This window comes from Brevibacterium antiquum CNRZ 918, from assembly GCF_900169145.1.
Lineage (GTDB): Bacteria > Actinomycetota > Actinomycetes > Actinomycetales > Brevibacteriaceae > Brevibacterium > Brevibacterium koreense.
Window position 1 is genome coordinate 115998 of record NZ_FXZD01000007.1, and the last position, 23606, is coordinate 139603.

Below are 23606 nucleotides of genomic sequence, written 5' to 3' on the forward strand. Positions count from 1 at the left end.
GCTATCCCCTCCTATGATCATCGCGACCGGTGACACGCCAGTCGTCAGGCAGCAGCTCGTCGAGGACGTCATCGACGGTGACCACTCCGATGAGGTGGTCGTTCTCGTCGGTGATCGGCACCGACACCAGATTGTACGCCGCCAGCAGCTTGGTCACCTCGCCGAGAGGCGAGTCCGCTGGCAGCGGTTCGACCTCCGTGTCGAGCATGATGCCGACGGCTTCGTGTGGAGGATGGCGCAGCATCTCCTGAATGTGGACGATGCCCAAATACTTGCCCGTCGGAGTCTCGATGGGCTGTCGGCAGACGAAGACCGCTGCCGCCAGGGCCGCGGGAAGATCCTCCCGTCGGACATGGGCCAGCGCTTCGGCGACGGTGGTCTCCGGGGTCAGGATGACCGGTTCTGTCGTCATCAGCCCACCGGCGGTGTCCTCGTCGTAGGACAGCAGGGTACGCACATCCTCGGCGTCATCGGGCTCCATGAGGGTGAGGAACCGTTCGGCCTGCTCATCGCTGAGCTCGCCGAGGAGGTCTGCCGCGTCATCGGGTTCCATCTCCTCAAGGACGGTCACCGCGCGCTGTGTGTCGAGGGCGGAGAGGAGCTCGACCTGCGTCTCATCGGGCAGTTCCTCGATGACATCGGCCAACCGTTCGTCGTCGAGGGCACGGGCGACCTGAAGACGGCGCTCTGGACTCATCTCGAACAGGACGTCTGCGAGATCGGCCGGCTTCGTGTCCTGATAGGCCGCGATGAGCTGTGTGGCCTCCTGATCGACGTCGGAGTCGGCCGGGTGCTCGGTGTCGGTCCAGGAGACCTGCATCGTCTCACCGCGGCGACGGAAGGCTGAGAACGCACTGCGCTCTTGTACTCGGCGGACGAAGAGGCGAGTCACTTCCCAGTCCTTGTTCACCTGCTGTTCGATGCCGACATCTTCGATCTGGATGGGGGAGTCGTCCTCGCGCAATCGCAGGCGACGGTCGAGGAGGTCGTTGACGACCAGCGTCTCCGAGCGACGCTGTTCGAAGCGCCGCATGTTCACCAGTCCGGTGGTGATGACCTGACCGGAATCGATTGATGTCACCCGGCCCATCGGCACGAAGACGCGTCGTCGGCCCGGAACCTCGACGACAAGGCCGATGACGCGGGGAAATTGCCGCATGGTTGCCCGGTAGACGATGACGGCGTCCCGAACGCGTCCAACCTGGTCTCCCAGAGGGTCGAAGACCGGGACGGCGATGAGGCGCGCGACGAAGACTCTTTTCGGTGGACCACTCATGCTCTCAAGCCTACGGGGTCATCGCCGTCGTGTGCGCGAAACGCGGCCGGACCACTGGCTGCCGGCAGGTGGCATGCACCCATCACCTGCCGTTCATCAAGCGGCCTTGCCTCAGTCATTGAGGATTCTCTCAGCCTCCCTAGGGTCTCTTCTCGGCAGATCGTCCCACTACTCAAAATAGGAGACCCACGTATGTCCGAAAGACGACTTCGTCCAAATGCGGCGACGGGACTCAGCGCCTGGGCCGCTCTCGCCCTGATGGCGCCGGTGGTGAGCGCAAGCTCCGCTTTGGCAGTCGAGGCCCCTGCTGAACTCTATGCAGGCCACGTGCAGGTGGACCGCGCCCAGGCCGCTGACTCAGAGACGCTGCGGGGTCAGGTATTCGACGACGTCAACGAGAACTCCAGGCTCGACGGAGACGAAACCGGGATTCCCGGTGTCGCCGTCACCAACGGCGTCGACGTCGTGCAGACCGACGGAGAAGGCAACTACGAGCTGTCCGTTCGTGACAATATGACTGTCTCCATCACCCAGCCGTCGGGCTGGCAGGTCCCGGTCGACTCCGACAACTTCGCCCAATTCAGCTACAACCATCTGCCGGAAGGGTCCCCCGGGGACTTCGAATACGGCGGGATCGAGCCCACGGGGGAGACTCCGAGGGCCGTGAACTTCCCGATGATCGAGTCGGAGTCGACCGCCTCGGCGAAGCAGGACTGCGCGATCGCCGCCGATACGCAGGCCTATGACACGACCGAAATGGGCTACGCCCGCGACGGCGCCGTTGGCGACCTTGCCGATCGTGACGACTACCAGGGCTGCGGGGTCCTCCTGCTCGGCGACAATGTCGGCGACGACCTCAGCCTCAACGACGAACTCCGCGACATCTACTCGACCATGAACGGGCCTGTCAGGGCGGCCCCCGGCAACCACGACCAGGACTACGACTCCCCGGACGATGCACACGCACTCGACACCTTCCGTGCCCAGTTCGGGCCCGACCACTTCTCCTACGACGTCGGCAAGACGCACTTCGTCGTCCTCGACAGCATCGAGTACTCGGGTAACCAGTCGACGAAGAAGTACAAGGAGAAGATCGGCGAGGAACAACTCGAATGGCTGGGCAACGATCTGAAGAATGTGCCGAAGACCGCCCACGTGGTCATCGCCACGCACGCGCCGATCGTCACCCACCAGCAGGTCGTCGTCGACGATGCAGCCAACCTCTACGATGTCATCGCCGACTACCCGAACGCGGTGACGATCGGCGGTCACACGCACACGCAGGAGAACCTCATCGCCGGCGAGCAGCGTGAGGAGTGGGCGGCCGAGGGCATCGACACCCTCTCCCACACCCAGATCGTCGCCGGCGCGGTCTCCGGTGACTGGTACTCAGGCGGGCTCAACGCCGACGGACTTCCCTATTCCTTCACCCGGGACGGATCGGAACCCGGCATTCTCACCCTCGAGTTCGACGGCGCTGACCGCAGTGAGCGTTACACTGTCCGCAACGAATCCGATGACCACCAGATGCTGCTGGGCGTGAACTCACCCGGATGGCGCGACTGGGCGCAGCAGACCCAGGACTGGCAGGACGAGAACAAGGCAGGTGACGAGCCAGAGGCGATGTCCGAGCGCGTTGTCACCCGCGATGATCTCAAGCAGGGCGATACGTGGCTGACCTCGAGCTTCCTGGCCGGCACCTCGGACGCACGGGTCGAGATGAGCTTCGACGGCAAGGCGAACGCTGTTGCCGAGCACACCCAGCCCGGCCGTGGCGAGTCGCTGGCCAAGGGATGGGAATACTCCGATCCGTACACGACTTCGCAGAACCTGCGCACATCGGGAAGCGTCGGTCAGACCAGCTCGCACCTGTGGCGTGCAGAGATCCCGTCCGACCTCGACCTGGGCACGCACAGCGCCGAGGTGACCGGCATCGACCGCTACGGTCGTGAATACAGGGAAACTATCCGCTTCACCGTCGTCGAGGACGAGGCCGCAGCGGCTCAGACCTCGAAGAGGCAGCTGGCGAAGGACGGGTTCAGCTCTGCACAGGAGACGAAGATCACCGAAGACGAGCGCAAGGGGCTCGATTCCGATGAGGCTCGTAAGGCTGACTCGAACTGATCGATTCCCCTGAGCGAGGCTGTCGAATCAGATTCGCACAGGACGGGGCGGGCGCCGGCATCAGTGATGTCGGCGCCCGCCCCAGTCTCTGCCTGCGCTCGGCGGTCCGGGCCGCAGCTGTGATCCGGACAGGCCGGTGTGATCTGCTCAGGCCAGCGCGGCGAAGGCCTCTGCAAACTCGGGGGCGACATCGCTGAGCGTCGGCGGCTGACCCCACGAATCCTCCACAGGTGCGGCAGCGACGTGAGCGTCGATGATCGCCAAGCTCAGGGCATCCGCGGCCGCGGCGGTGATCGAGACTTGGTCGAGTGTCGAGGCCGCGAAGTCTTCAGGCAGGCCCACATCACCTGTGGCGATGCCGAAGACCGTGTCGCCGTCGAAGAGCGTGTGTGAGGGGCGGATCGCCCGGGCAATGCCGGCATGGGCACCAGAGGCCATGCGTGTGACCTGTGCAGGATCCAACGCCGCGTTCGTGGCGACGATGGCAATGGTCGTGTTCTTCGCCGAGGTGGCCTCCGCCGTGGATACGGGAGCCGCGGGCAGATGCCCGATCTTCGGCAGATCGAACCCATAGGAGCCCAGGAGTGGGTGAGCCCACAGCGTGCCATCGGAAGTCCCGATCGTCCCGAGCGGGTTGGCCACCACAAGCGCAGCTACGGTGTAGCCGCTGGGCAGACGGATCGAGACCGAGCCCAATGAGCTGCGCATGCTCTGCATTCCCGACCGAGCACCAAGACCCGCGCCGAGGCTGCCCCTGACTGCGGAGGCCTCTGCCCCATCGTGGGTGGAGCGAAGGGCCGCACGGGCCGCCATCGCTCCGTCGACGTCCGTGGGCGGACGTGCCGAGCCATCGCCTCGTCCGAGGTCGAAGATCGCGGCAGCCGGGACGAGGGGAATGACCGTGTCGGCAAGGCCCGGGGCGGGGAATCCACGGCCTGCCTCGGCGAGGGTGCGAACGACACCGCTCACCGACGCCAGCCCCAGGGCCGAGCCGCCGGTGAGGACGATCGCATCGGCACCATAGGAATGGGTGCCGGGGGCGATGACGTCGGTCTCATGGGTGGCCGGCCCGCCGCCGCGGACGTCGACGCCGACCTGCGCACCCGGTGGAGGCAGGACGGCAGTGACCCCGGTCAGCCGATCCGGGGCGAACTGACCGGCGTGGCCCACAGCGATTCCCGGGATCTCCAGGATTCCCCGACCCCGGATCGGGCCCATGCTCATCGTCCCTGGACCCAGGCCTCGACATCGGCGCGGGCGCGCGGAAAGCCTGCCGAGAGGTTTTCGACACCGTCGGAAGTGACGAGGACGTCGTCTTCGATGCGCACACCGTTGCCGCGGAATTCCTCAGGCAGGAGCAGGTCATCGGTCTTGAAGTACAGGCCGGGCTCGATCGTGAAGACCATGCCGGGTTGCAGCACCGCATCGAGATACATCTCTGCCCGAGCCTGAGCGCAGTCGTGGACGTCGAGTCCCAGGTGGTGGCTGGTTCCGTGCACCATCCAGCGTCGGTGATGTTGGCCTTCCGGCGACAGCGACTGGGCTGCAGAGACCGGCAGGATGCCGAATTCTTCGAGGCGGGTGGCGATGACTTCCATCGCCGCTTCGTGGATCTCGCGGAACTTCACCTCACGGTTGACATGGTCAGCGGCGACGGCGAAGGCCGCGTCCGAGGCATCGAGGACAGCGTCGTAGATCTTCGCCTGGACCTCGGTGAAGGTTCCCGAGACCGGGAGCGTGCGGGTGATGTCGGCGGTGTAGAGGGAATCAGCCTCTGCCCCGGCATCGACGAGGACGAGGTCCCCGGCCCGGACCGCACCGTCATTGCGGATCCAGTGCAGGGTGCAGGCGTGGTTGCCGGCGGCCGCGATCGTGTCGTAGCCGATGCCGTTGCCATCAGTTCGGGCAGCTGTTTCGAAGGCGGTCTCGATGACGCGTTCACCGCGACGATGAGCGACCGCGGTGGGCAGAGCGGCGACGACGTTGTCGAAGCCGGAACGGGTGATGGCAACGGCTTCACGCAGAGCTTCGACCTCGTGCTCGTCCTTGATCAGTCGCAGCTCGGACAGCAGCTGGGCCAGTTCGACATCGCCGGCCTCCGAGATCTCGAGATCGGCCTGCACCTGGGTGCGGGCGACATCGATGACCGAGTCGATGCGGACATCGGCTTGGCGGACCAGTCGGAGGGAGATCGCACCGAGGTCCTTTGTGATCGCATCGTCAACTGTTGCGGAGCTCTCGGTGGCGATGCCCGTCATCGTCGACATCGCCTCGAGGTCGGCGCGGGGCCCGACCCAGTATTCGCCGTACCGGGAATCGGAGAAGAACTCGACGGTGTCCGAACCCGCGCGGGGACGGAAGTACAGGGTCACGCTGTGGGTGTCGTTCTCGGGTTCGAAGACGAGGACGGCATCCGGCTCGGAATCGGCTTCGAGGCCGGTCAGATGGATGAATGCCGAGTGGGCACGGAAGCGGTAGTCGGTGTCGTTGGACCGGACCTTGTGGCCGCCGGCCGGGATGACGAGTCGTTCACCGGGGAAGGCCGCGGAGACCTTCGCCCGACGTGCGGGAGTGAATCCGGCTGCGGCCAGAGCCTGGGCGTCGAGCGGCGTGCGGTCCCATCCCTCGGCAACGAAATCACGGAATGCCTGCGAATTGGGGCGATGGGAACGGTTGTTGACGCGATCGTCAAGGGCCTGGGTCTTCTCAGTGCTGTCTTCATTGTGGGCTGTCATACGTCCATTCTAGGCACTGTCTGCAGACCTTGCTGGGACGAGTACGATCATCGCCGGTGACTGCGGATAGACTGGGCACATGGTCATTGATCTCCATGTGCACACTGCTTTCTCGGACGGGACTCAAACCCCGTCCGAACTCATATCCGAAGCGTCGATGGAAGGCATCGACGTACTCGGCGTCACGGACCATGACACCACCGCCGGGTGGGCGCCAGCGGAAGCTGCCGCCAGGGTCTACGGCCTGGGTCTGGTCCGGGGAATGGAGATCTCGTGTCGGCACGAGGGAATCAGCGTGCACCTGCTGTCCTACCTCCACGACCCCTACGACACCGGCTTGGCCGCGGTGGTCGAGGAGACGCGACGTGCCCGTCTTGACCGCACACACCTCATCATCGACCGTCTCGCGGAGGACTATCCCATCGACATGGATGCGGTCCTCGCGGTCTCCGGTGAAGATGCGACGATTGGTCGACCCCATATCGCCGATGCTCTGGTTGCCGCAGGCCTCGTGGAGTCGCGCACCGAAGCCTTCGCCTCGATCCTGTCCAGTCACGGCAAATACCATGTCAGCCTGCCGACGATCGATCCCATCACGGCCATCTCACTGATCCGAGAGGCCGGGGGAGTCTCCGTCTTCGCCCACCCGCGCGCCGCGATGCGCGGCCTGGTCGTCCCCGATACGGCGATGGCCGAGTTCATCGCAGCCGGTCTCGACGGTCTTGAAGTCGACCATCGTGACAACCCGCCGAAGGAACGTGAGGTCATGCGCAGGCTCGCCAACGACCACGACCTCATCATCACCGGGTCAAGTGACTACCACGGCACCGGAAAGCCCAACCGGCTGGGCGAACACGCGACGACGGACCACATGTTCGCCAAGCTCCTCGACCGTGCCAACTCCCGTCCCGGGGGAGTCGACTTCATTCAGAGCTGAGACTTGGCCGCTGCCGGCTGCTGGTTGCCGGCTTCAGCCGAGAATCCTGCGCAGGCGCAGCTTCCCCCACGCCATGCTGAGTGCGTAGGACAGGGCCGCGGTCAGCCCGAGGTAACCCAGATACTGCACGACCAGCAGCAGAGGCGAGGCTTCGATGACGAAGAGGTGGCTGAAGAAGAGTTCGAGGAAGAACACATGCACGAGGAATGCGCCGAATGAGGCCGCAGCCAGCTTTGTGAAGAAACGTTTCGTGCCTTCGCCCAGCTCGATGCGGGAGATGATGAGGATGACGCTGATCGCCAACCCGACGATGAGCGGATTCGCATTGGCAATCGGGTACGAGTAGTTCGATTCCCACCAGAAGACTCCGAGTGCGCAGACTCCGAAGGCGAGTACGAGCGCCCACATCGGCGGACGCAGATCCTTCGCATAGTGGATGAAGAATGCGCCCATGCAGAAGTACACCACCTGGTAGGTCGCAAAGCCCCACTTCCATGCGCTCTGGGTGGAACCGAGCTGCTCGAGCACAAACGGAGCCCAGACACTCGAACAGGCCAGGACGACGGCCAGGGCAGCAAGCTTCCACGGCCGCTGCCCGCGCCAGAACAGCACGAGAGTTCCGAAGACGAGGGTGAGAGGGATATAAGCGTAGAGGTACCAGAGATGGAACGCAGGCCGGCCAGCCTCGAGGAAGGTTCGGACCAGATCGTGGCGAACGTCGACACTGTCGGTGTTGAAGAGATTGAAGCCGAGGATGAAGATGATCGACCACGCGAACAACGGCACGAGGTGACGGATGATGCGGTTCCAGACCTTCGCCCCTGACCGTGGAGGCGCACCCACGAGGGTTGCCCAACCGGCGATCATGAAGAACATCGGGACCGCCCACGGATTGACCGCCTCGGCGAGGTGACCCAACAGCCAGGCATGATTGTTGTCCGCCTCCTCACCGCGTCCGATGAGGACTCCGCCGGAGTGGCCGACCATCACGGTCAGTCCAGCCAGGACGCGCATGACGTCGACGTCATCGCGGTGGCCCCGGGAGGCGAGAGGAGACTCTTGAGACCGTATCGGTGGGCGGATTCCATCCGGTGGTGCTGTTTCGACGGACTCCGCGTCCGGCCGGTGTGAACCGAACAAAACTCACTCTCGTTCATGCTTGACGACATGGGTTCCACCATTGTCTGGGCATGAATTGAACGCAAGATGAACGAGCGGCCCCGACCGCTGTGGTCGGGGCCGCTGTTCGGATGTGACTGGTTCTGGCTGTGACTCCTATTCCGCGGAGGTCTGGCCGTCGCTGGGGGCACTGGAGGTGCGTCCCACAGGCTTGCCGCCACGGGTGCGTCGACGTTCGCGGTTGCGTCGTGGCTTCTTCGTCCCTTCGTCACCGGCAGAAGATCCGCGGTGGCCAGAGGAACTGCCTCGGCGCTGTTCCGATTTCTTGGGACCTGCGTGGTCCTCAGAGCCTTCGGTCTGCTGCCTGCGCAGACGGCCCTTCGTTCCCTTCGGAATGGAGAGGTCGGCGAAGAAGTGCGACGACGTCGAGTAGGTCTCGGCGGGTTCATCGTGGTCGAGTCCGAGGGCCTTGTTGATCAGTCGCCAGCGAGGCATGTCGTCCCAGTCGACAAGGGTTACTGCGATGCCCGTATTGCCAGCGCGGCCTGTGCGGCCGATGCGGTGGACGTAGGTCTTCTCATCGTCTGGGCACTGGTAGTTCACGACGTGGGTGACATCGTCGATGTCGATTCCGCGTGCCGCGACATCGGTGGCGACGAGCACGTCGACCTGACCGTCACGGAAGGACTTCAAGGCCTTCTCACGCTGTACCTGACCGAGGTCGCCGTGCAACGGTTTGACTTGGAAGCCCCGGTCGCCGAGTTCCGCGGCGAGCTTGTCTGCGGTCCGTTTGGTCCGGGTGAAGATGATGGTGCGTCCACGTCCCTCGGCCTGCAGCATGCGGGCGACGAGTTCGCTCTTGTCCATCGAGTGGGCACGATAGACGAACTGCGCCGTGTTCTTGCCCAACAGCGACAGATCTTCGTTGTCGTGAGCGCGAATATGCGTGGGGCGACTCATGTAGCGCCGGGCCAGGGTGATGACCGCGCCGGGCATGGTGGCAGAGAAGAGCATGGTCTGACGGTGTGCGGGCACAGCGTTGATGATCTTCTCGACGTCGGGCAGGAACCCGAGGTCGAGCATTTCGTCGGCCTCGTCGAGGACGACCGTGCGGGCCTTGTGCAATCTGAGGACCTTGCGCCCGTAGAGGTCGAGGAGACGACCGGGAGTGCCGACGACTACATCGACACCCGACTTGAGCTGCTTGATCTGCGGGTCGAAATCCATGCCGCCGTAGATCGTCATGATGTCGATGTCACGCTGTGTGGAAGCGGTCACGAGATCGGCGGCGACCTGCTTGGCCAGCTCACGGGTGGGCACGACGACCAGAGCCTGGGGGAGGCGTGTCTCGGCGCTGTCACTGCCGATCTCCGGTGTGTTCTCGGGATCTGCTGGGGCAGCACCATCTTCATTCTTGCCGACGACACGCTGCAGGAGAGGAATGCCGAAGCCCAGCGTCTTGCCAGTTCCGGTCTTCGCCTGTCCGATGATGTCGGCTCCGGACAGTGCCACCGGCAGCGTCATCGCCTGGATCGGGAAGGGATGTGTGATGCCCTTGGCAGCCAATGAGGCTACGATCGGTCCAGCGACTCCAAGTTCAGCGAAATCTGGTTCTGTCTCCGCCATGTTTCAAACTCCTTTTAGCGCCTTCGCGCTCGTGATGGTCGTGAACCGGTACTCTTGAGTTATGCCCGATTCTGCCCCATTGGCCGGTAATAATGCTGCTACGCTCGCACTTCTGGCGTTCGGCGAGCTGACCGCTTTCGAACGAATGGCCACCAATGCGACCACCGCTGTGCACATGGACGATAAAGTCACTTTGGCGCGGCTGGCCTCTCTGTCCTTTGCGAACTTCGAAGAGCTCTCGCAGCACATCAGTCGATTGGGCCAGGACGCGGTCGAGCTCTGTCAGCATTTCGAGCCGACCTTCACCGTGCTGGCTGAACGGACTCGTCCTCGTGACTGGCACGAAAGTCTCATGAAGGGATTCGTCTTCGACGGAATCATGAATGACTTCTACCGCACGGCCGTGGATGAGCTCAGCGAGCCCGAATACAGCCTGGCAATTACAATTCTCGATGATACACGTGCGACCGATTATGTGCGCAATCGCCTGACACTCGACGTCGCTGCCGATACTCAGCTGGCCTCGCGTCTGGCGCTGTGGGGACGGAAGCTGGTGGCCGAAACACTGGGTCGCGCGCGCAGCCTTCTCACCGACCCCTTTCTCGGCATCGATGAGGAGCTGGTAGTGGCATCGATTCCGGCAGTGACAGCCAACCACTCGAAGCGGATGTCAGCCCTGGGACTCGTGGCCTGAGACTGCCCGAATTCGGTATTTGAATAGGTTGGGGGCCCGGTGAGAAACCGGGCCCCCAACCTATTCACGGGGAATTCACCGAGATGCGGCGCTCATCCTGACACGATGCTGGGCGCAGGCATCCGTTCAGGCACCGAACCCGACGCGACGGGCAGCTTCCGTGCCGATCTCGACATAGGCCAGAGCGGAAGCCGGGACGAATACCTGGCGTCCCTTCAGGTCTGTGAAGGACAGCAGCGATTCGGCCTTGACGGATTCTTCGAGGCGCGCGGCCAGATCCTTCGGGGTCTCGTCGGATTCCATGACGATTTCGCGCGGTGACTGCTTGACGCCGATCTTGATTTCCATTGTGCTCCTTGTACGGGTCGTGGTGTGATTCGTCCTCAGCATAACGTCAGCGAGGCCGTGTTTTCTTCCCGGTCAGGTCAGAGCTCCCGGTCACTTCGTGGTGAAGGACTGGAGCCCGCCCCAACTCATCTGTGTGAGCAGGCTGACAGCGGTGTCAACGTCGATCTGCGGCGTCGTCTCGAGCTGTTTGACGACGACCTCGGCAGTGCCGATGAGAGTCCGGCACAGCATTCGGGCCTGGATGTCATCGAGACCGGTGTAGCTCTTCAGCGCCGTCATGACACGTGAGGCAGACCGATCTCGCAGGTTGCGGATTCGCTCCTGCGCCTGCGGTTCGTAGACATCGGAGTTGAAGAGGATGACGAACTCCTCACGGTGGGAGACAACGAACTCGAAGTAGGAACGATAGGTGGCACGGACCTTTTCATGCGGATCAAAGGTTGATCCGATCGCGGCATCGAGAGTCGACTCAAGGTGCGCTGCGGAATCGTCGATGAGTGCGAGGTAGAGATCTTGTTTCGATGCGAAGTGTTGGTAGAGGACAGGCTTTGAGACTCCAGCCGCCTCGGCGATCGTGTCCATTGAGGTGGTCCGGTATCCGCGAGTCGCAAAGACAGAACGTGCCACCCCCACCAACTGGTCACGGCGCTGTTCACGGGGCAATCTCTGTTGCGGACTCGACATCCCATCATGCTACGCGAAAACCAAGTCCAAGGCCCGCCAACGCGGTCGATGTCGGCCGCGTCGACCTCATGTCCGTGGCTCATGATGAAATACGAGTATGGATGAAGTGACTGAGGGTATCGGCACGAAACTGCTCGCGGGGAAGTCAGTGACGGTCGTCGGTCGCCCTGGGACGGGCAAGACAACGATGCTCGAATCCGTTTACGCGCAGCTGATGTCCGCTGTCAGTCCCGCAGCGGTGCTGGTTCTCACGCCCAATCGTGATCATGCCGACGTGCTGCGCAATCGCCTCGCCGTACCCAAAGACGCCGTGCTGGCGTCTGCGCCGGCGCGAAGCATCTCATCGTTCGCCTACGGAATTGCGCGCGCAGCTCACACGACGCAGACCGGCGATGACCTCGAGTTCATCTCGGGCGCCGATCAGGACGTGTTCCTCGCCGATCTCCTGGCCGGCCACGAGCTCGGCCACGGCCGTGGGCCTGTCTGGCCGGCCGAGATCACAGCGGAGGTGCGATCGACCTCGGCGTTTCGGACCGAGGTCCGTGACTTCCTGAACCGAGTCATGGAGTTCGACTTCGGTGTGCGGGTTCCTGCTCCGGCCGCCGGCGGTGGACCCGATCGGGCTCCCGAGTTCGTGTTCGATTTCGGACGCAGTGTTCTCGATCGTGCGCTTGAGCGGCATCATGATCCGCGGTGGGAAGCTGTGGCCCAGGTTCTCGACGAATACCTCGACATCATGAGCATGCCCGGCTATGGAGGAACCGACTCTGCGACTGTCCTGGCGCGAGCAGCGTTCGAAGTTCTGCGTGAACCCGCCGAGGTGACCGCGGGCCGAGCCTGGACCTTCGCTCCCGATGTGGTGCCCGCAGTTGTCCTTGCCGATGGAGTTCAGGACTTCCCCGCCGCGAGCTGGGGTCTGCTTGAGCAGCTGCGTGAGCGCGGGAGTGCTCTGGCGCTGTTCGGCAGTCCAGAGACCGTGACCGGACGCTTCCACGGAGCGGATGCCTCGATCATTGATCGCAGTGCTGCCGATGACAGTTTCACAACCGTGGTCCTGCCCGAGGTGAAGAGCACGGGATCCGACATCCTCGACGTCAGCGATGACTTCGGTCGCCGCATCACCACACGGTGGGGCCTGCACCATATGCCGCGCCTCAGCAGTGGGCCAGACATCTCAGACGACAGCTCGGCTGTCGCTGATGTTTCCGACGAGGCCGCCGCCCAGGCAGCAGACGACTCTGTCTTCACGTCCGTGCGTCACGTGCCTGAGACGGTGGAGACCCACGTGTTCGAGGGAGCCGCTTCGAGCTATCGGTACCTGGCGCGGAGAGTGACGAACTTCGTCGAAGACGGACATGCGTGGTCGGACGTGGCCGTGCTGTGTCGGAACACGTCGACAGCCCGAGTCGTCGCGAACGAGCTGAGTGCTTCAGGCGTGGCGACCGCGAATATCATGCAGCCTCTCAGCATCGACCCGGCTACCGCGCCGCTGCTCGAGCTGCTCTCACGCACCCCGGACTTCGCTGACGACGAATCGATAGCTGCACAGGCTCTGGCCTTAGCCGGAAGCGTCTATGTCCGCCTCGACCCGGTGCAGATCAGACGATTCAAGCGCGTGGTGAGGAAGAAGTTTCCGGCACCGAACAGTTCGACCTCCCTGGCACAGGCGCTGCGCAGCGATGTCGACGGCTCATCCCCGACGGGACTGACCACGATCTCACGGATGCTGCGAGCAGCGGCCGAGGTGCGGTCGGTCGACCCGCACCAGGCACTGTGGATGATCTGGGAGGCCTCGGGCGTCGCGGAGAAGTGGCAGTCAGAGGCGCTTCGCGACCCGGAGTCCGTGGCCAATTCGCACCTGGACTCGGTGCTGCGGCTGTTCACCTTGGCACAGAAGATCTCCGATCGTGGAGGATTCACAGCGCGCTCGTTCGCCGGGATCGTGGCAGAGCAGGATATTGCGCAGGATTCCCTGGCTGCAAGGGCCGGGACCGACGACCACGTGCAGGTCGGCACACCGTCATCCCTGGCACATCTGCGAGTGCCGCTCGTCATCATCGCCGAGGTGAACGAAGGGGTATGGCCCAACCCGAAGATCCGTGGCGGCATCCTCGGACTCGACGATCTCAGCGCTGTGCTGGCAACCGGTGAGACCGCGAGTGGTGACCCGGGTTACCACTCCCACGCCAAACGGAAGAATCTGCGCGAAGAGGGCGAACTCTTCTATACGGCGCTGACCCGCGCCGAAGAACACGTCATCGTCACCGCAATCTCTGATGCCGAGAGCAATCCCTCGCCCTTCTTCGACGTGATCGCGGCGCGAACAGCGAAGGGCACTGAGGATGCAGACAGTTACGCGATCACTCACGAGGACGAACTTCTGCCGCTGTCTCTTGCGGAGATGGCCGCACACACTCGTGCACGGCTGCTGAGGGCTGCCGCGGACCCGGGACAGAAAACGCCCGTAGAGGATCTGGAGAATGTGCAGGACTGGGCTCAGCTGATGGCGGCACTGACTGCCACCAGCACCACGGTCGAACCACCCGAACAGTGGCGCGAAACCGAAGACATCACCTCCTCCGAGCCTCTCTTCACCTCCGAAGACACGGTAAGAGTGTCTCCGTCCCAAGTCGAGACCTTCACCGACTGCTCACTGCGGTGGTTCCTCACCCGCAATGGAGGAGATAGACCAAGCTCTATGGCGCAGAGCCTGGGAACGATCATCCACGCAGCGGCGGAGAACTTCCCAACGGGCCCGACCTCGGCAATCCGCGAATACGTCGACACGGAATTCACGACGCTCGAATTCGACGCGGAGTGGGAGCGGGATCGCGAACACACCTTGGCGATGAAGATGGCTGACCGCCTCGGCGAATACATCAAGACCGCGCCTGGCGAACCCCTCGGTGTCGAAGCCCAGGTGTATGCCACCGGGGTCGATGACAAAGGCCAGGAGTGGAAGGTCACCGGGCGCGTCGATCGGCTCGAACAAACACACGACGGCATTCGGATCGTCGACTTCAAAACCGGAAAGAACGTCGTCAAAGGTCAGGAGATGCCCCGTCACGCACAGCTCGGCGTCTATCAGGAGGCGATCAATTCCGGGACCATCACCATCGGCGAAGACCAGATCATCGACGCCAAAGCGTATGGAGCCGAACTCGTGTTTCTGCGGAATTCCAAACAGACGACGAGAGAGCAGTCCGCGCTTGAGATCGATGAAGATCCGGGGTGGGCCCGAGACCTCATCAACGTTGTCTCCGATGGCATGCGAGCCGCCGAGTTTCCAGCCCGAGTCGAACCTCAGAAGTGTCTGAGCTGTCCTGTCCGCACCTCCTGCCCGGCAATCGGGCCACAGACCTTGGAAGAGTCCTGATGCGCTTCACCGCAGAACAACTGGCCCGCCTGACTGCCGCCGACCCTGCCCAGGCATTCCCGCCGAGCGAAGAGCAGCGCATTATCATCGAAGCCGACCCTCAGCAGTCGATGAAGGTCACTGCCGGCGCCGGCTCAGGCAAGACGACGGTGATCTCCCAGCGGGTCGTGTGGCTCGTGGCCAATGGCTTCGTCGCGCCTGAGGAGATCTTGGGGCTCACCTTCACTCGGAAGGCCGTAGGCGAACTGGGCGGTCGGATCAGGGTGCTTTTGGCCCGTCTGCGACACAGCCTAGGACTGGGCGCCGACACGAGCCTTCCTGGTCTCGACAATCCCACGGTCTCGACCTATAACTCCTATGCGGCTTCGATCGTCAGCGAGCACGGAGTCAGCATCGGCATCGAACCCGAGACAGTGCTGCTTGATGACGCCGCTGCTCATACGATCGCCGGCTCGATCATCGACTCAACCTCAACAGAGGAGATCCCCGGCGACTTCGCACGAGAGACGATGATCACAGACATCATTTCGCTGGCAGCAGCGATGAATGACCACGGTCGCGACGTCGACGAGGTCACGGACTATCTTGACCAGTGCCTGCAGGCATTGGTCTCAAGCAAGGGCAAGCCCGTGGATCCCAACGGTCGGCGCGCCAGGCTCGAAGCCAAGATCAAGACAGCGAAACTGGCCGACGCATACATGAGCGCCAAACGTCGCAACTTGTCCATGGACTTCTCGGACCAGGTTCGCTTCGCCCAGCGCATCCTCGACGAAGTGCCGGCCGCCCGCAGTGCGGAACAGCAGCGGTGGTCAATCGTTCTCCTCGATGAGTTCCAGGACACGTCGGTTGCTCAGCTGAAACTGCTGCGCGATCTGTTCCGATCCACAGCGGTGACAGCTGTGGGCGACCCCAGGCAGGCCATCTACGGTTGGCGCGGCGCCAGTGCCGACAACATGATCCGCTTCTCCGCGGACTTCGACAACGTGTCGGCGCTGACGCTGAGCACCAGTTGGCGCAACGACCACACAATTCTGACGGTCGCCAACCGGACAGCGGACGGATTGGCCGGGAGCCAGGAAAAGCCGCTGTCGGCTCGCGCAGGCGCAGGAGATGGTCGCGTGGCCATCGACATCAGCTCGGGAGCACATGATCCGGACTTCCTCACTGTCGGACTCAGGTCACTGACAGAATGGGTCGCCACTCTTCCCACAGGGTCATCGACCGCAGTCCTGTGCCGCAAACGTGCCCATTTCGCGCCGGTTGCCGCGGCGCTGGAGACTGCGGGCTACGCCGTTCACGTGCATGGCTCATCGGGTCTCCTGAGTGACCCCTACGTCGCTGATCTGCGAGCAGTGCTCACTGCAGCCGTTGACCCGATGGCCGGGGACAGTCTGATGCGGCTGATCAGCGGACGTCTGCTGGGCCTCGGCGCCACAGACATCGCCGCTCTGCAGGCGTTCACCCGGAAGCAGAACGATTCGAGACTGACCGAGTTCAGGGGAGAGAGCCCTGACGGTACCGGAGTCGTGCCCGAGGCCATCGACCACCCGACGATCGTCGAGGGCCTTGACGAACTCGTCGACCTCTCCGACGCACTCGCAGGGTCGGCAAACATCGCTGGCGCACAGACTATGGTGGATAACTTCCGGAATTCGGGCCTGAGCTCGATGGCGCTTGACCGACTGGTGAGGTTGGCACGGGCTCTGCGATATGTCCGTTCCGGTTCTGGGACCATCGCTTCGATCATCCGTACCGCGATGACCAAAACCGGAGTGGACTCCGACATCTGGGGGCTGAGCGATTCGCTGCGCAACCTTCACCGCTCAGCGATCGACTCCTTCCTGTCCGCAGCCAGCCAGTACTCGGCAACCGACGACCAGCCGTCGGTTCCGGGTTTCCTCGAGTGGCTGACCCTGATGGAGGCGAAGGACGCATTGAGCGTGGCCGAGCCGAATTCGGCCTCCGACGCGATCGACATCATGACGGTCCACGCCTCGAAGGGACTGGAGTTCGACGCGGTCGCTGTGCCGTCGCTGGTGGTCAAGGACTTCCCGACGGAACCGCGGGACAAAGAAGGGTGGATGGAGAGAACAGCTCTGCCGTACCCGCTGCGGGGCGATCGTGCACATCTGGTTGACTATGATCTTCGCACCGCCGACTTCGACACAAAGAAGGCACTCGACGAATGGGTCAGCGAATTCATCAAACCAGCGATCGCCGAGGCACATGAGGAAGAAGAACGGCGCCTTGCCTACGTAGCGTTCACCCGCGCCAAGCACTACCTGTGGTTGGGTGCGGAGCTGATGGGAGCCAGAGCCAACCCCGACGAGCCATCCCCGTTCCTGACCGAGGCGATCGAGGTGCTGGAACGCGATGTCGATATGCCTGAACCTGCCGAGGAGTCCGCTGAGGACCGTGTCGAGACTAGCATCTGGCCCGTACCGCGAACAGATCGTGTGTCCACGGCTCGACAGGCGGCTGAATGGGTCAGCTCCGCTGCGCCAGCGGGCCTTGAAGAGCTGGTGCAGAAGCCGGGCCTCGTGGGCGAGTACGCCCGACAGGCACTGCGGATCAGCAGACGCCCAGGCACAGGCAACACCGGAAACGTCCCGGATCGGCTATCGGCGACAGCTCTTGTTTCGTGGCGCAGAGACCCACAGCAATTCATCACCCAGACACTGCGCCCCATTCCGAATCCGCCGAGCCGAGCCGCAGAGATCGGGACCACTTTCCACTCCTGGGTCGAGCAGCATTTTGGGCAGGCGAGCATCGACATTGATGACGAACAGCAGGCCCAGGCCATCGACAGAACGACGATCGAACGTCTGCAGCAGACGTTCATCGGCTCCGAGTTCGCGAGCAGGCACGCCGACCACATCGAGATGTCATTCGAACTCGTCCTCGGGCGGTTCAGAGTTCCCGGCAAGATCGATGCGGTCTTCATCACCGGCGATCACGCTGAAGTCGTCGATTGGAAGACCTCGAAACAGCCAGAGGAGAAGACGCTTGAGGTGATGAAATGGCAGCTGGCTCTCTACCGCTTCGCCATCCAGCGGGTACACCCCGAGATCACCAAAGTGACGGGAACCTTCTACTTCGTTGGCAGCGACGACATCGTGAGGTTCACTGCGCTGCCGGAGGAAGCAGAGATCATCACGTGGTTGGAGGCCAATGACAGCACATGGGGCGGTGAAGTGGTCCGAGCGGAGAGAAAGATCTGATTCCCAGTTCAGAATCAATTCAGGATCATGGGCGATGAATGCCATCGGTCGGTTCAGCTTCGTCCGGTTCAGTATCCTCGTCGATGACGTTTTCGGACTCCGCCGCGAGTCCAGCATCGGGCTCCGACTCGGACTCTTCTGGCAGCACGACCGCACCTGGAGTTCCCTCATGGTCGTTGTCTGCGTCTGCCGGGCCGGGGGGAGCGGTGCTGGGCTCCGCAGTGTCCTTCGTGTCCTTCGAGAACAGGACGTCGTTGAACGAGGACAGAAGTTCCCCTGCGTCCTGTATCGCCTCCTCGTCGCCGGAATCCACTGCTTCGAGCAGCCAGTCGAGGACAGCGAACTCGGCCAGCAGTTCGGCACGAGTGATCACATGCTCGTCTGCGCGAGGTCGCGAGTTTCTGTACTCGCTGAAGAAGGTCGGTACAGCGGCAGGGTCGATGAGCGCCGAGGCTGCGGCAAGATCGATCGCAGGATCGGACACGCGCAGTCGCTCGATTCCCGACAGCGCGAGCACACGCTCCTGGTCGGTGTAGACACTCGTCTCGTCGATCGCACCGTGGATGGGGGTGGCGAGGAAGCGCCAGAGGGAGACCTGCTCGAACTCCTCTTCCCAATGTTGGAGCAGATCCGCCGGCACCCGGCCGGTGGCCGCGGCCTGATCGAGCCTCTCCAAGATCTGAAACTGAAAACGAGACGGGTCTTCGACGGGGAACCCCGCCTCGGAAATTGATTCCGGCGCTGCAGAATGCAGGGTGGCCAGAGCCTGAGCCAACGAGCTCGCCCGTGCGACGTCAGCGATTGCCTGATCGCTCACAGGGGCACCAGGCAATGGCTCGATAAGTGTCACGGTGATCGGTGCAGAAGTGCCGAAGTAGTCGGCCTCGACCTCGGTGATAGCGCGCAGATGAGGCCAGGTGAATCCGGCATGCGGATACATCGTGTCGTAGATCCGAGCTGCTTCGGCTGCGGAGCCGGTGTCTGCGGACCGATCAAGACTCGTCTGGGCCGTCGCCACCAGCTGCTGCTGGCCATCGTCAAGCAGAACTCTGATTCCCAGCCCCAAGGACGGCAGAGGGATCCATTCCGTCGGGGAAAAGCCTTCGAGCATCGTTGCCGCGACAGCTGCCAACTTGAGCGCCTTGGTATTCACCCTCCCCAATCTACCGTCTGGCACCCGCTGGAGATCGGAGATTCGGCTGTTGAGCGTGTCAGCACCCACACTTCCCGCGTCATGACCCTGAGTTATCGTGGAGGACATGAAGCCACTGCCACCCGTGAAGCCGATCAGTCTGGCCCGCCATGGAATCGATCGCGACCATCTCTCTCGTGGTCAGGACGGTGACCTGCAGGAACTGTGGGCCAGCGGAGCAAAACCCGTGTTCGAGCATCGTGGGGCACTCCTCGTGGCGGCGGGGGGCCTGTTCATCAGTGATTTAGTCATGGTGCCCGGGCAGCAGACCGAGATCTACCTCGGCCGTGACGACGAAGGTGTCCGGTACATCGGGGTCTCCCTTGATGATTCTGGTCGCAGTCAGCTCGACACGTCGCTGGCGACCTCCCGTGCCCGCGACGCCACGGATCTGCTGACCGCACCGGGGGAGGGCATCGACAGCGCCGAACCAGTATGGTTGCCGCTGCGTCAGCTGGCAGAGTCTCTCGACGACGTGCAGGTGTCCCTGGCGTGTGAAATCGTTGGCCTGGGCAATTGGCACAGAGCCCACCAGTTCTCGCCCCGCACCGGACGACCGACTCGTCCCGCCCGGGGAGGCTGGGTGAGAATGGATCCAGACAATGGCAGCGAACACTTCCCCCGCACGGACCCGGCCGTCATCGTCCTCATCATCAACACGGACGAGGCCGGGGTGGAAAGAGTGCTGTTGGGCAACAACGCCGCGTGGGAAGCTGACCGGTACTCTCTGCTGGCCGGATTCGTCGAACCCGGTGAGACCCTGGAACACGCAGTCATTCGCGAGGTGTTCGAAGAGGCCCACGTCGAAGTAGCGAACCCACAGTACCTCGGGTCCCAACCCTGGCCGTTCCCGTGCTCACTCATGCTCGGCTTCTCAGCTGAAGCGCCGAGCCTCGAGTTCGCTGCTGATAAGGCTGAGATCGCCACCTTGACCTGGTTCACCCGGGAGGAACTGCGCGCGGCCATCGAACGTGGCACGGTCCGGGCCCCCGGACTCGTATCGATTGCCGGGCAGCTCCTCTACAGCTGGTTGGACAGCATTTGAACGCTCAGGCCGCGGCACTGCTCGATGCTCTCGATGCGGAGCAGAAGGAGGTCGCCACCCAATTCTCAACACCTGTGATCGTCCTGGCCGGAGCCGGGACGGGCAAGACACGTGCGATGACTCACCGCATCGCCTACGGCATTGCCACCGAGGTGTTCCCTCCCAACCACGTTCTGGCCCTGACCTTCACAGCTAAGGCAGCAGGAGAGATGCGATCGCGTCTGCGCGACCTTGGGGTTCCTGCCGTCCAAGCCCGGACCTTTCACTCCGCCGCACTTCGTCAGCTGCGTTTCTTCTGGGATCGATTCGCGACAGGCGACTTCCCCCGGATCATTGACAACAAAGCCGGGATCCTCGGGTCAGTGCTGCAGGGAATGGGGATCGAGACCAGCCGGGAATTGAATCGAGATGTGGCCTCCGAGCTCGAATTCGCTGCCGCGTCCCTTCTCGGAGTCGACGACTATGCCACCCAAGCCGCCGGGCGCGACCTTCCCGGACAATTGGGCGTCGAAGACATGGTGCGCATCTTCGAGGCCTACAGCGAAGCGAAGACACGCGGTCGGCTCATGGACTTCGAAGACGTTCTCCTCGTTCTGGACGGAGTGCTCGCAGAGTACCCCGCCATCGCAGCAGACATTCGCGACCAGTACCGGCATTTCGTCGTCGACGAGTTCCAGGACGTCTCGCCTCTCCAATACGATGTGCTCTCACGCTGGCTGGGACCACGGGACAACCTCTGTGTCGTGGGTGACCCGGCCCAGACGATCTATTCGTTCGCCGGAGCAGATTCTTCACTGCTGAGGACACTCGATGCCTCACTGCCGACGTCGACGACTATCCAGTTGGTGCGCAACTATCGGTCGTCGAAGGCGATTGTGTCCACGGCGAACAACCTGCTTCGGCATACGTCCCGGACTGCGCTGACCCTGCGCACCGACAATCCCGAAGGCCAACAGCCGACAATGACCGAGTACCCGACCGATGACGCTGAAGCCGCCGGTGTCGTCAAAGCGATCTCTGCCGAGATCAATGCCGGCCGCCGTCCGCGAAACGTCGCGGTGCTGTTCCGCACGAATGGTCAGAGTCCCGCTTACGAGCAGGCGCTGGCCGCAGCCGGAATACCGTATGTTCTGCGAGGCGGAGAGCGGTATTTCGCACGCAAGGAGGTCAAAGAAGCCGTGCTCATGCTCAAGGCGGCCCGCGCCACCTCGAGCGGCAGGCCCCTGCCGGAGGTCGTCGCCGAGGTGTTGGTGTCCCTGGGCTACTCGAGCAAACCACCTGCAGCCGGAGCAAGTCGACAGAAATGGGAATCTCTGAAGGCTCTGGTCGATCTGGCGGAAACCCACCAGTCAGGATCTGAACTGCCGGTGCCAGTGGAAACGTTTCTCGCTGATCTCAGCGATCGTGCCGAACACCAATTCGCTCCCGACATCGAAGGCGTCACCCTGGCCTCATTCCACGCGGCCAAAGGTCTCGAATGGGACAGTGTGCACCTCGTCGGGCTCAGTGAGGGCCTGTTACCCATCAGCTATGCCCAGACGCCGCGGGCGGTCGCTGAGGAGAGGCGCCTGTTCTATGTGGCGCTGACCCGCGCGGGCAGAGACCTCAGCTTGAGCTGGTCGCAGTCACGGCATGATTCCAAACAGCGACCACGCAAAGCGTCCCGATTCCTCAGTGAGCTCGGTCGGGTCGATCCATCAGTGGGTCACGGCCGTCGGACTGCGACCTCGGTGGCGATGAATCGCTGCAGATCGTGTGGCAAGGTGCTCGTGTCCCAGGTCGACCGAGCTCTGTCACGGTGTGCGAACTGCCCTGCCGACATCGACCTCGAGCTCCTCGACAGGCTGCGACGATGGCGGGTACGCGTGGGCCTGGAACAGGGGCTTCCGCCCTACCTTGTTCTCACCGACACATCGATTTCGGCGATCGCGGAGATCAGACCGCAGGACATGGCGTCATTGGCGAAGATCCCAGGCGTCGGCGCGACCAAACTCGAACTCTATGGGTCAGGGTTACTGAGCCTGCTCGTGGACTAGGTCGAAGTGTGGGACGGAAGCGCGGCACTGGCATCGGGGATGGAACGCCAGAGTCTCGTCGGTCCCGATGCCTGTGGCCAGTGAGACGTTTCTGTGTACCGGGACTGTGTCTGGGCGCAGCAGAGATCGTCTGAGGATCTGGACGACGTTGAGTGCGCCGAGCGCCCGTGACAGGGGGTCGCTGAGACTCTCACGGTCTGGGAGGGCTCGGATATGGGGGTACTGGTCCAGCCAGGAATCATCGGCGTCCTTCTTCCGCAGGCAGTCGCAGATGGCGCAGGGTGTCGCCCCGGGCTGGATGAGACCGGTGACTTCGAGAGAGTATTCCCCGATCACGACCTGGCAATGGGGGACCTCGCGATCTGTGAGCCAAGTGGCGGTGTGAATGTCGGGGACGAGGTACGAGGTCGTGATCACCAGCGGTGAGGACAGCAGATCGAGGTCTTCGACGCGATGCTGTTCTGCGATGGCGAAGCCTGAGGCTGAGAGATACTGTTCGGTGATTGCCCTCAGCGGCCCCACCACCAGGATCGGGGAATCACCGAGGAGCCTCGATACACGATCGGGTGAGAGGGTGAAGATCTGTGCAGTCGCCAACAGTGGCGAATTCTTCGTCATCTTCTCGGCATCAGAATCGTCGGGAACCATGACACCTGCTTCGCCGAGCAATGTGATCAGCGAACTCGCCCGGCCCAGGTCGGTACCGAGATCCTGTGCTCGAGAGTAGTACTGTGCCGAACCGACACCCATTTGCAGTTCCTCGACGAGAGCGACATCTGCTGGCAGGAGCCCGTCAATGAGGACAGGATCATCGACGCCGAACTGCACACACGATGGTGACCGCCATGTGATCGGCACACTGGGAAAAATCCGGAACATGTCTCCACCTCGCCTCGAACGCCTCGGACTTCCACAGTAGTGAAGGTGGAGGAGATCTGCCATGGACCAGGTCGATCTGTGGAAAACCCTGTGGACGACAGTTGAGGGCAGGCCAGAAAATACATTCCGACATACCCTCAACCGCTGTGTGCCCCAGGCGCTCGCGGAGACTCGTGCAGCTTCCCCTTCCGCACGGATCCCCGGGTTTTCCGGGGTCAATCATAGAACCTATTCTGCAATTGCCGCACCGTCAATGTCGGTTTATGCACAGACCAGTCAACAGCGTGTGGATAACCTGTGGATATGTCGCTATG

16 protein-coding genes are annotated in these 23606 nt (G+C 62.8%); 7 read left to right on the forward strand and 9 right to left on the reverse strand.

Translation table 11 applies throughout. The annotated features are described in order from the left end of the window. Position 1: 1 nt before the first annotated feature. Entirely contained in the window at positions 2–1276 is a 1275-nt protein-coding gene (locus tag BANT918_RS11370; protein WP_101620340.1) for a magnesium transporter MgtE N-terminal domain-containing protein, read from the reverse strand. Between the two features lie 192 nt (positions 1277–1468). Here BANT918_RS11370 and BANT918_RS11375 point away from each other — a divergent pair, with 192 nt between their 5' ends. Continuing rightward, positions 1469–3400 (forward strand): calcineurin-like phosphoesterase C-terminal domain-containing protein, encoded by a 1932-nt coding sequence (locus BANT918_RS11375; protein ID WP_101620341.1) that lies wholly within the window; start codon positions 1469–1471, stop codon positions 3398–3400. A gap of 147 nt (positions 3401–3547) precedes the next feature. On the opposite strand, the gene BANT918_RS11380 is transcribed toward BANT918_RS11375, so the two are convergent. Then, positions 3548–4618, reverse strand: a complete 1071-nt coding sequence (locus BANT918_RS11380; RefSeq protein WP_233430456.1) for a P1 family peptidase — start codon at positions 4616–4618, stop codon at positions 3548–3550. 2 nt (positions 4619–4620) lie between these two features. Then, the gene (locus tag BANT918_RS11385; RefSeq protein WP_101620343.1) at positions 4621–6135 is read right to left on the reverse strand and encodes an aminopeptidase P family protein; all 1515 of its coding nucleotides are present in this window, start codon (positions 6133–6135) and stop codon (positions 4621–4623) included. 79 nt (positions 6136–6214) lie between these two features. Between BANT918_RS11385 and BANT918_RS11390 the strand changes: the two genes are divergently transcribed. Continuing rightward, complete coding sequence (locus tag BANT918_RS11390; RefSeq protein WP_101620344.1) at positions 6215–7072, forward strand: PHP domain-containing protein; 858 nt, start codon at positions 6215–6217, stop codon at positions 7070–7072. Positions 7073–7105: 33 nt separating this feature from the next. On the opposite strand, the gene BANT918_RS11395 is transcribed toward BANT918_RS11390, so the two are convergent. Both BANT918_RS11395 and BANT918_RS11400 read right to left on the reverse strand, forming a co-directional pair. Further along, the gene (locus tag BANT918_RS11395) at positions 7106–8086 is read right to left on the reverse strand and encodes an acyltransferase (protein WP_101620345.1); all 981 of its coding nucleotides are present in this window, start codon (positions 8084–8086) and stop codon (positions 7106–7108) included. A 261-nt stretch (positions 8087–8347) separates the two neighbouring features. Continuing rightward, positions 8348–9817 (reverse strand): DEAD/DEAH box helicase, encoded by a 1470-nt coding sequence (locus BANT918_RS11400; RefSeq protein ID WP_101620346.1) that lies wholly within the window; start codon positions 9815–9817, stop codon positions 8348–8350. Between the two features lie 61 nt (positions 9818–9878). Here BANT918_RS11400 and BANT918_RS11405 point away from each other — a divergent pair, with 61 nt between their 5' ends. Then, positions 9879–10511: a ferritin-like fold-containing protein gene (locus BANT918_RS11405; RefSeq protein ID WP_101620347.1), complete on the forward strand. Its 633-nt coding sequence runs from the start codon at positions 9879–9881 to the stop codon at positions 10509–10511. A gap of 126 nt (positions 10512–10637) precedes the next feature. Here BANT918_RS11405 and BANT918_RS11410 read toward each other — a convergent pair whose 3' ends face one another. Beyond that, positions 10638–10859 (reverse strand): DUF3107 domain-containing protein, encoded by a 222-nt coding sequence (locus BANT918_RS11410; protein WP_101620348.1) that lies wholly within the window; start codon positions 10857–10859, stop codon positions 10638–10640. 90 nt (positions 10860–10949) lie between these two features. After that, positions 10950–11543: a TetR/AcrR family transcriptional regulator gene (locus BANT918_RS11415; protein ID WP_233429325.1), complete on the reverse strand. Its 594-nt coding sequence runs from the start codon at positions 11541–11543 to the stop codon at positions 10950–10952. Between the two features lie 97 nt (positions 11544–11640). Between BANT918_RS11415 and BANT918_RS11420 the strand changes: the two genes are divergently transcribed. Next, positions 11641–14919 carry a PD-(D/E)XK nuclease family protein gene (locus BANT918_RS11420; protein ID WP_101620349.1) on the forward strand — a complete coding sequence of 1093 codons (3279 nt, stop codon included), beginning with the start codon at positions 11641–11643 and terminating at the stop codon, positions 14917–14919. After that, entirely contained in the window at positions 14919–18140 is a 3222-nt protein-coding gene (locus tag BANT918_RS11425) for an ATP-dependent helicase (protein WP_101620350.1), read from the forward strand. The genes BANT918_RS11420 and BANT918_RS11425 overlap by 1 nt, the downstream gene beginning before the upstream one ends. Positions 18141–18165: 25 nt before the next feature. Here BANT918_RS11425 and BANT918_RS11430 read toward each other — a convergent pair whose 3' ends face one another. Next, positions 18166–19293, reverse strand: a complete 1128-nt coding sequence (locus BANT918_RS11430; RefSeq protein ID WP_101620351.1) for an aminoglycoside phosphotransferase — start codon at positions 19291–19293, stop codon at positions 18166–18168. 106 nt (positions 19294–19399) lie between these two features. Between BANT918_RS11430 and nudC the strand changes: the two genes are divergently transcribed. Together nudC and BANT918_RS11440 are read left to right on the forward strand one after the other, a co-directional pair. Beyond that, positions 19400–20377, forward strand: a complete 978-nt coding sequence (gene nudC / locus BANT918_RS11435) for an NAD(+) diphosphatase (protein WP_101620352.1) — start codon at positions 19400–19402, stop codon at positions 20375–20377. After that, positions 20374–22413 carry an ATP-dependent DNA helicase UvrD2 gene (locus BANT918_RS11440; RefSeq protein WP_101620353.1) on the forward strand — a complete coding sequence of 680 codons (2040 nt, stop codon included), beginning with the start codon at positions 20374–20376 and terminating at the stop codon, positions 22411–22413. Before nudC ends, BANT918_RS11440 begins: the two co-directional genes overlap by 4 nt. Here the strand turns inward: BANT918_RS11440 and BANT918_RS11445 are convergent. Beyond that, positions 22390–23292, reverse strand: a complete 903-nt coding sequence (locus tag BANT918_RS11445) for a hypothetical protein (RefSeq protein ID WP_101620354.1) — start codon at positions 23290–23292, stop codon at positions 22390–22392. The genes BANT918_RS11440 and BANT918_RS11445 overlap by 24 nt on opposite strands. Positions 23293–23606 lie beyond the last annotated feature (314 nt).

Bases quoted from the DNA above. Each gene is read 5' to 3' on its own strand.
- BANT918_RS11370 (WP_101620340.1), bottom strand. From the start codon at position 1,276: ATGAGTGGTCCACCGAAAAGAGTCTTCGTCGCGCGCCTCATCGCCGTC.
- BANT918_RS11420 (WP_101620349.1), top strand. From the start codon at position 11,641: ATGGATGAAGTGACTGAGGGTATCGGCACGAAACTGCTCGCGGGGAAG.
- BANT918_RS11375 (WP_101620341.1), top strand. From the start codon at position 1,469: ATGTCCGAAAGACGACTTCGTCCAAATGCGGCGACGGGACTCAGCGCC.
- BANT918_RS11380 (WP_233430456.1), bottom strand. From the start codon at position 4,618: ATGGGCCCGATCCGGGGTCGGGGAATCCTGGAGATCCCGGGAATCGCT.
- BANT918_RS11390 (WP_101620344.1), top strand. From the start codon at position 6,215: ATGGTCATTGATCTCCATGTGCACACTGCTTTCTCGGACGGGACTCAA.
- BANT918_RS11405 (WP_101620347.1), top strand. From the start codon at position 9,879: ATGCCCGATTCTGCCCCATTGGCCGGTAATAATGCTGCTACGCTCGCA.
- BANT918_RS11395 (WP_101620345.1), bottom strand. From the start codon at position 8,086: ATGCGCGTCCTGGCTGGACTGACCGTGATGGTCGGCCACTCCGGCGGA.
- nudC (WP_101620352.1), top strand. From the start codon at position 19,400: ATGAAGCCACTGCCACCCGTGAAGCCGATCAGTCTGGCCCGCCATGGA.
- BANT918_RS11445 (WP_101620354.1), bottom strand. From the start codon at position 23,292: ATGTTCCGGATTTTTCCCAGTGTGCCGATCACATGGCGGTCACCATCG.
- BANT918_RS11415 (WP_233429325.1), bottom strand. From the start codon at position 11,543: ATGTCGAGTCCGCAACAGAGATTGCCCCGTGAACAGCGCCGTGACCAG.
- BANT918_RS11400 (WP_101620346.1), bottom strand. From the start codon at position 9,817: ATGGCGGAGACAGAACCAGATTTCGCTGAACTTGGAGTCGCTGGACCG.
- BANT918_RS11425 (WP_101620350.1), top strand. From the start codon at position 14,919: ATGCGCTTCACCGCAGAACAACTGGCCCGCCTGACTGCCGCCGACCCT.
- BANT918_RS11410 (WP_101620348.1), bottom strand. From the start codon at position 10,859: ATGGAAATCAAGATCGGCGTCAAGCAGTCACCGCGCGAAATCGTCATG.
- BANT918_RS11385 (WP_101620343.1), bottom strand. From the start codon at position 6,135: ATGACAGCCCACAATGAAGACAGCACTGAGAAGACCCAGGCCCTTGAC.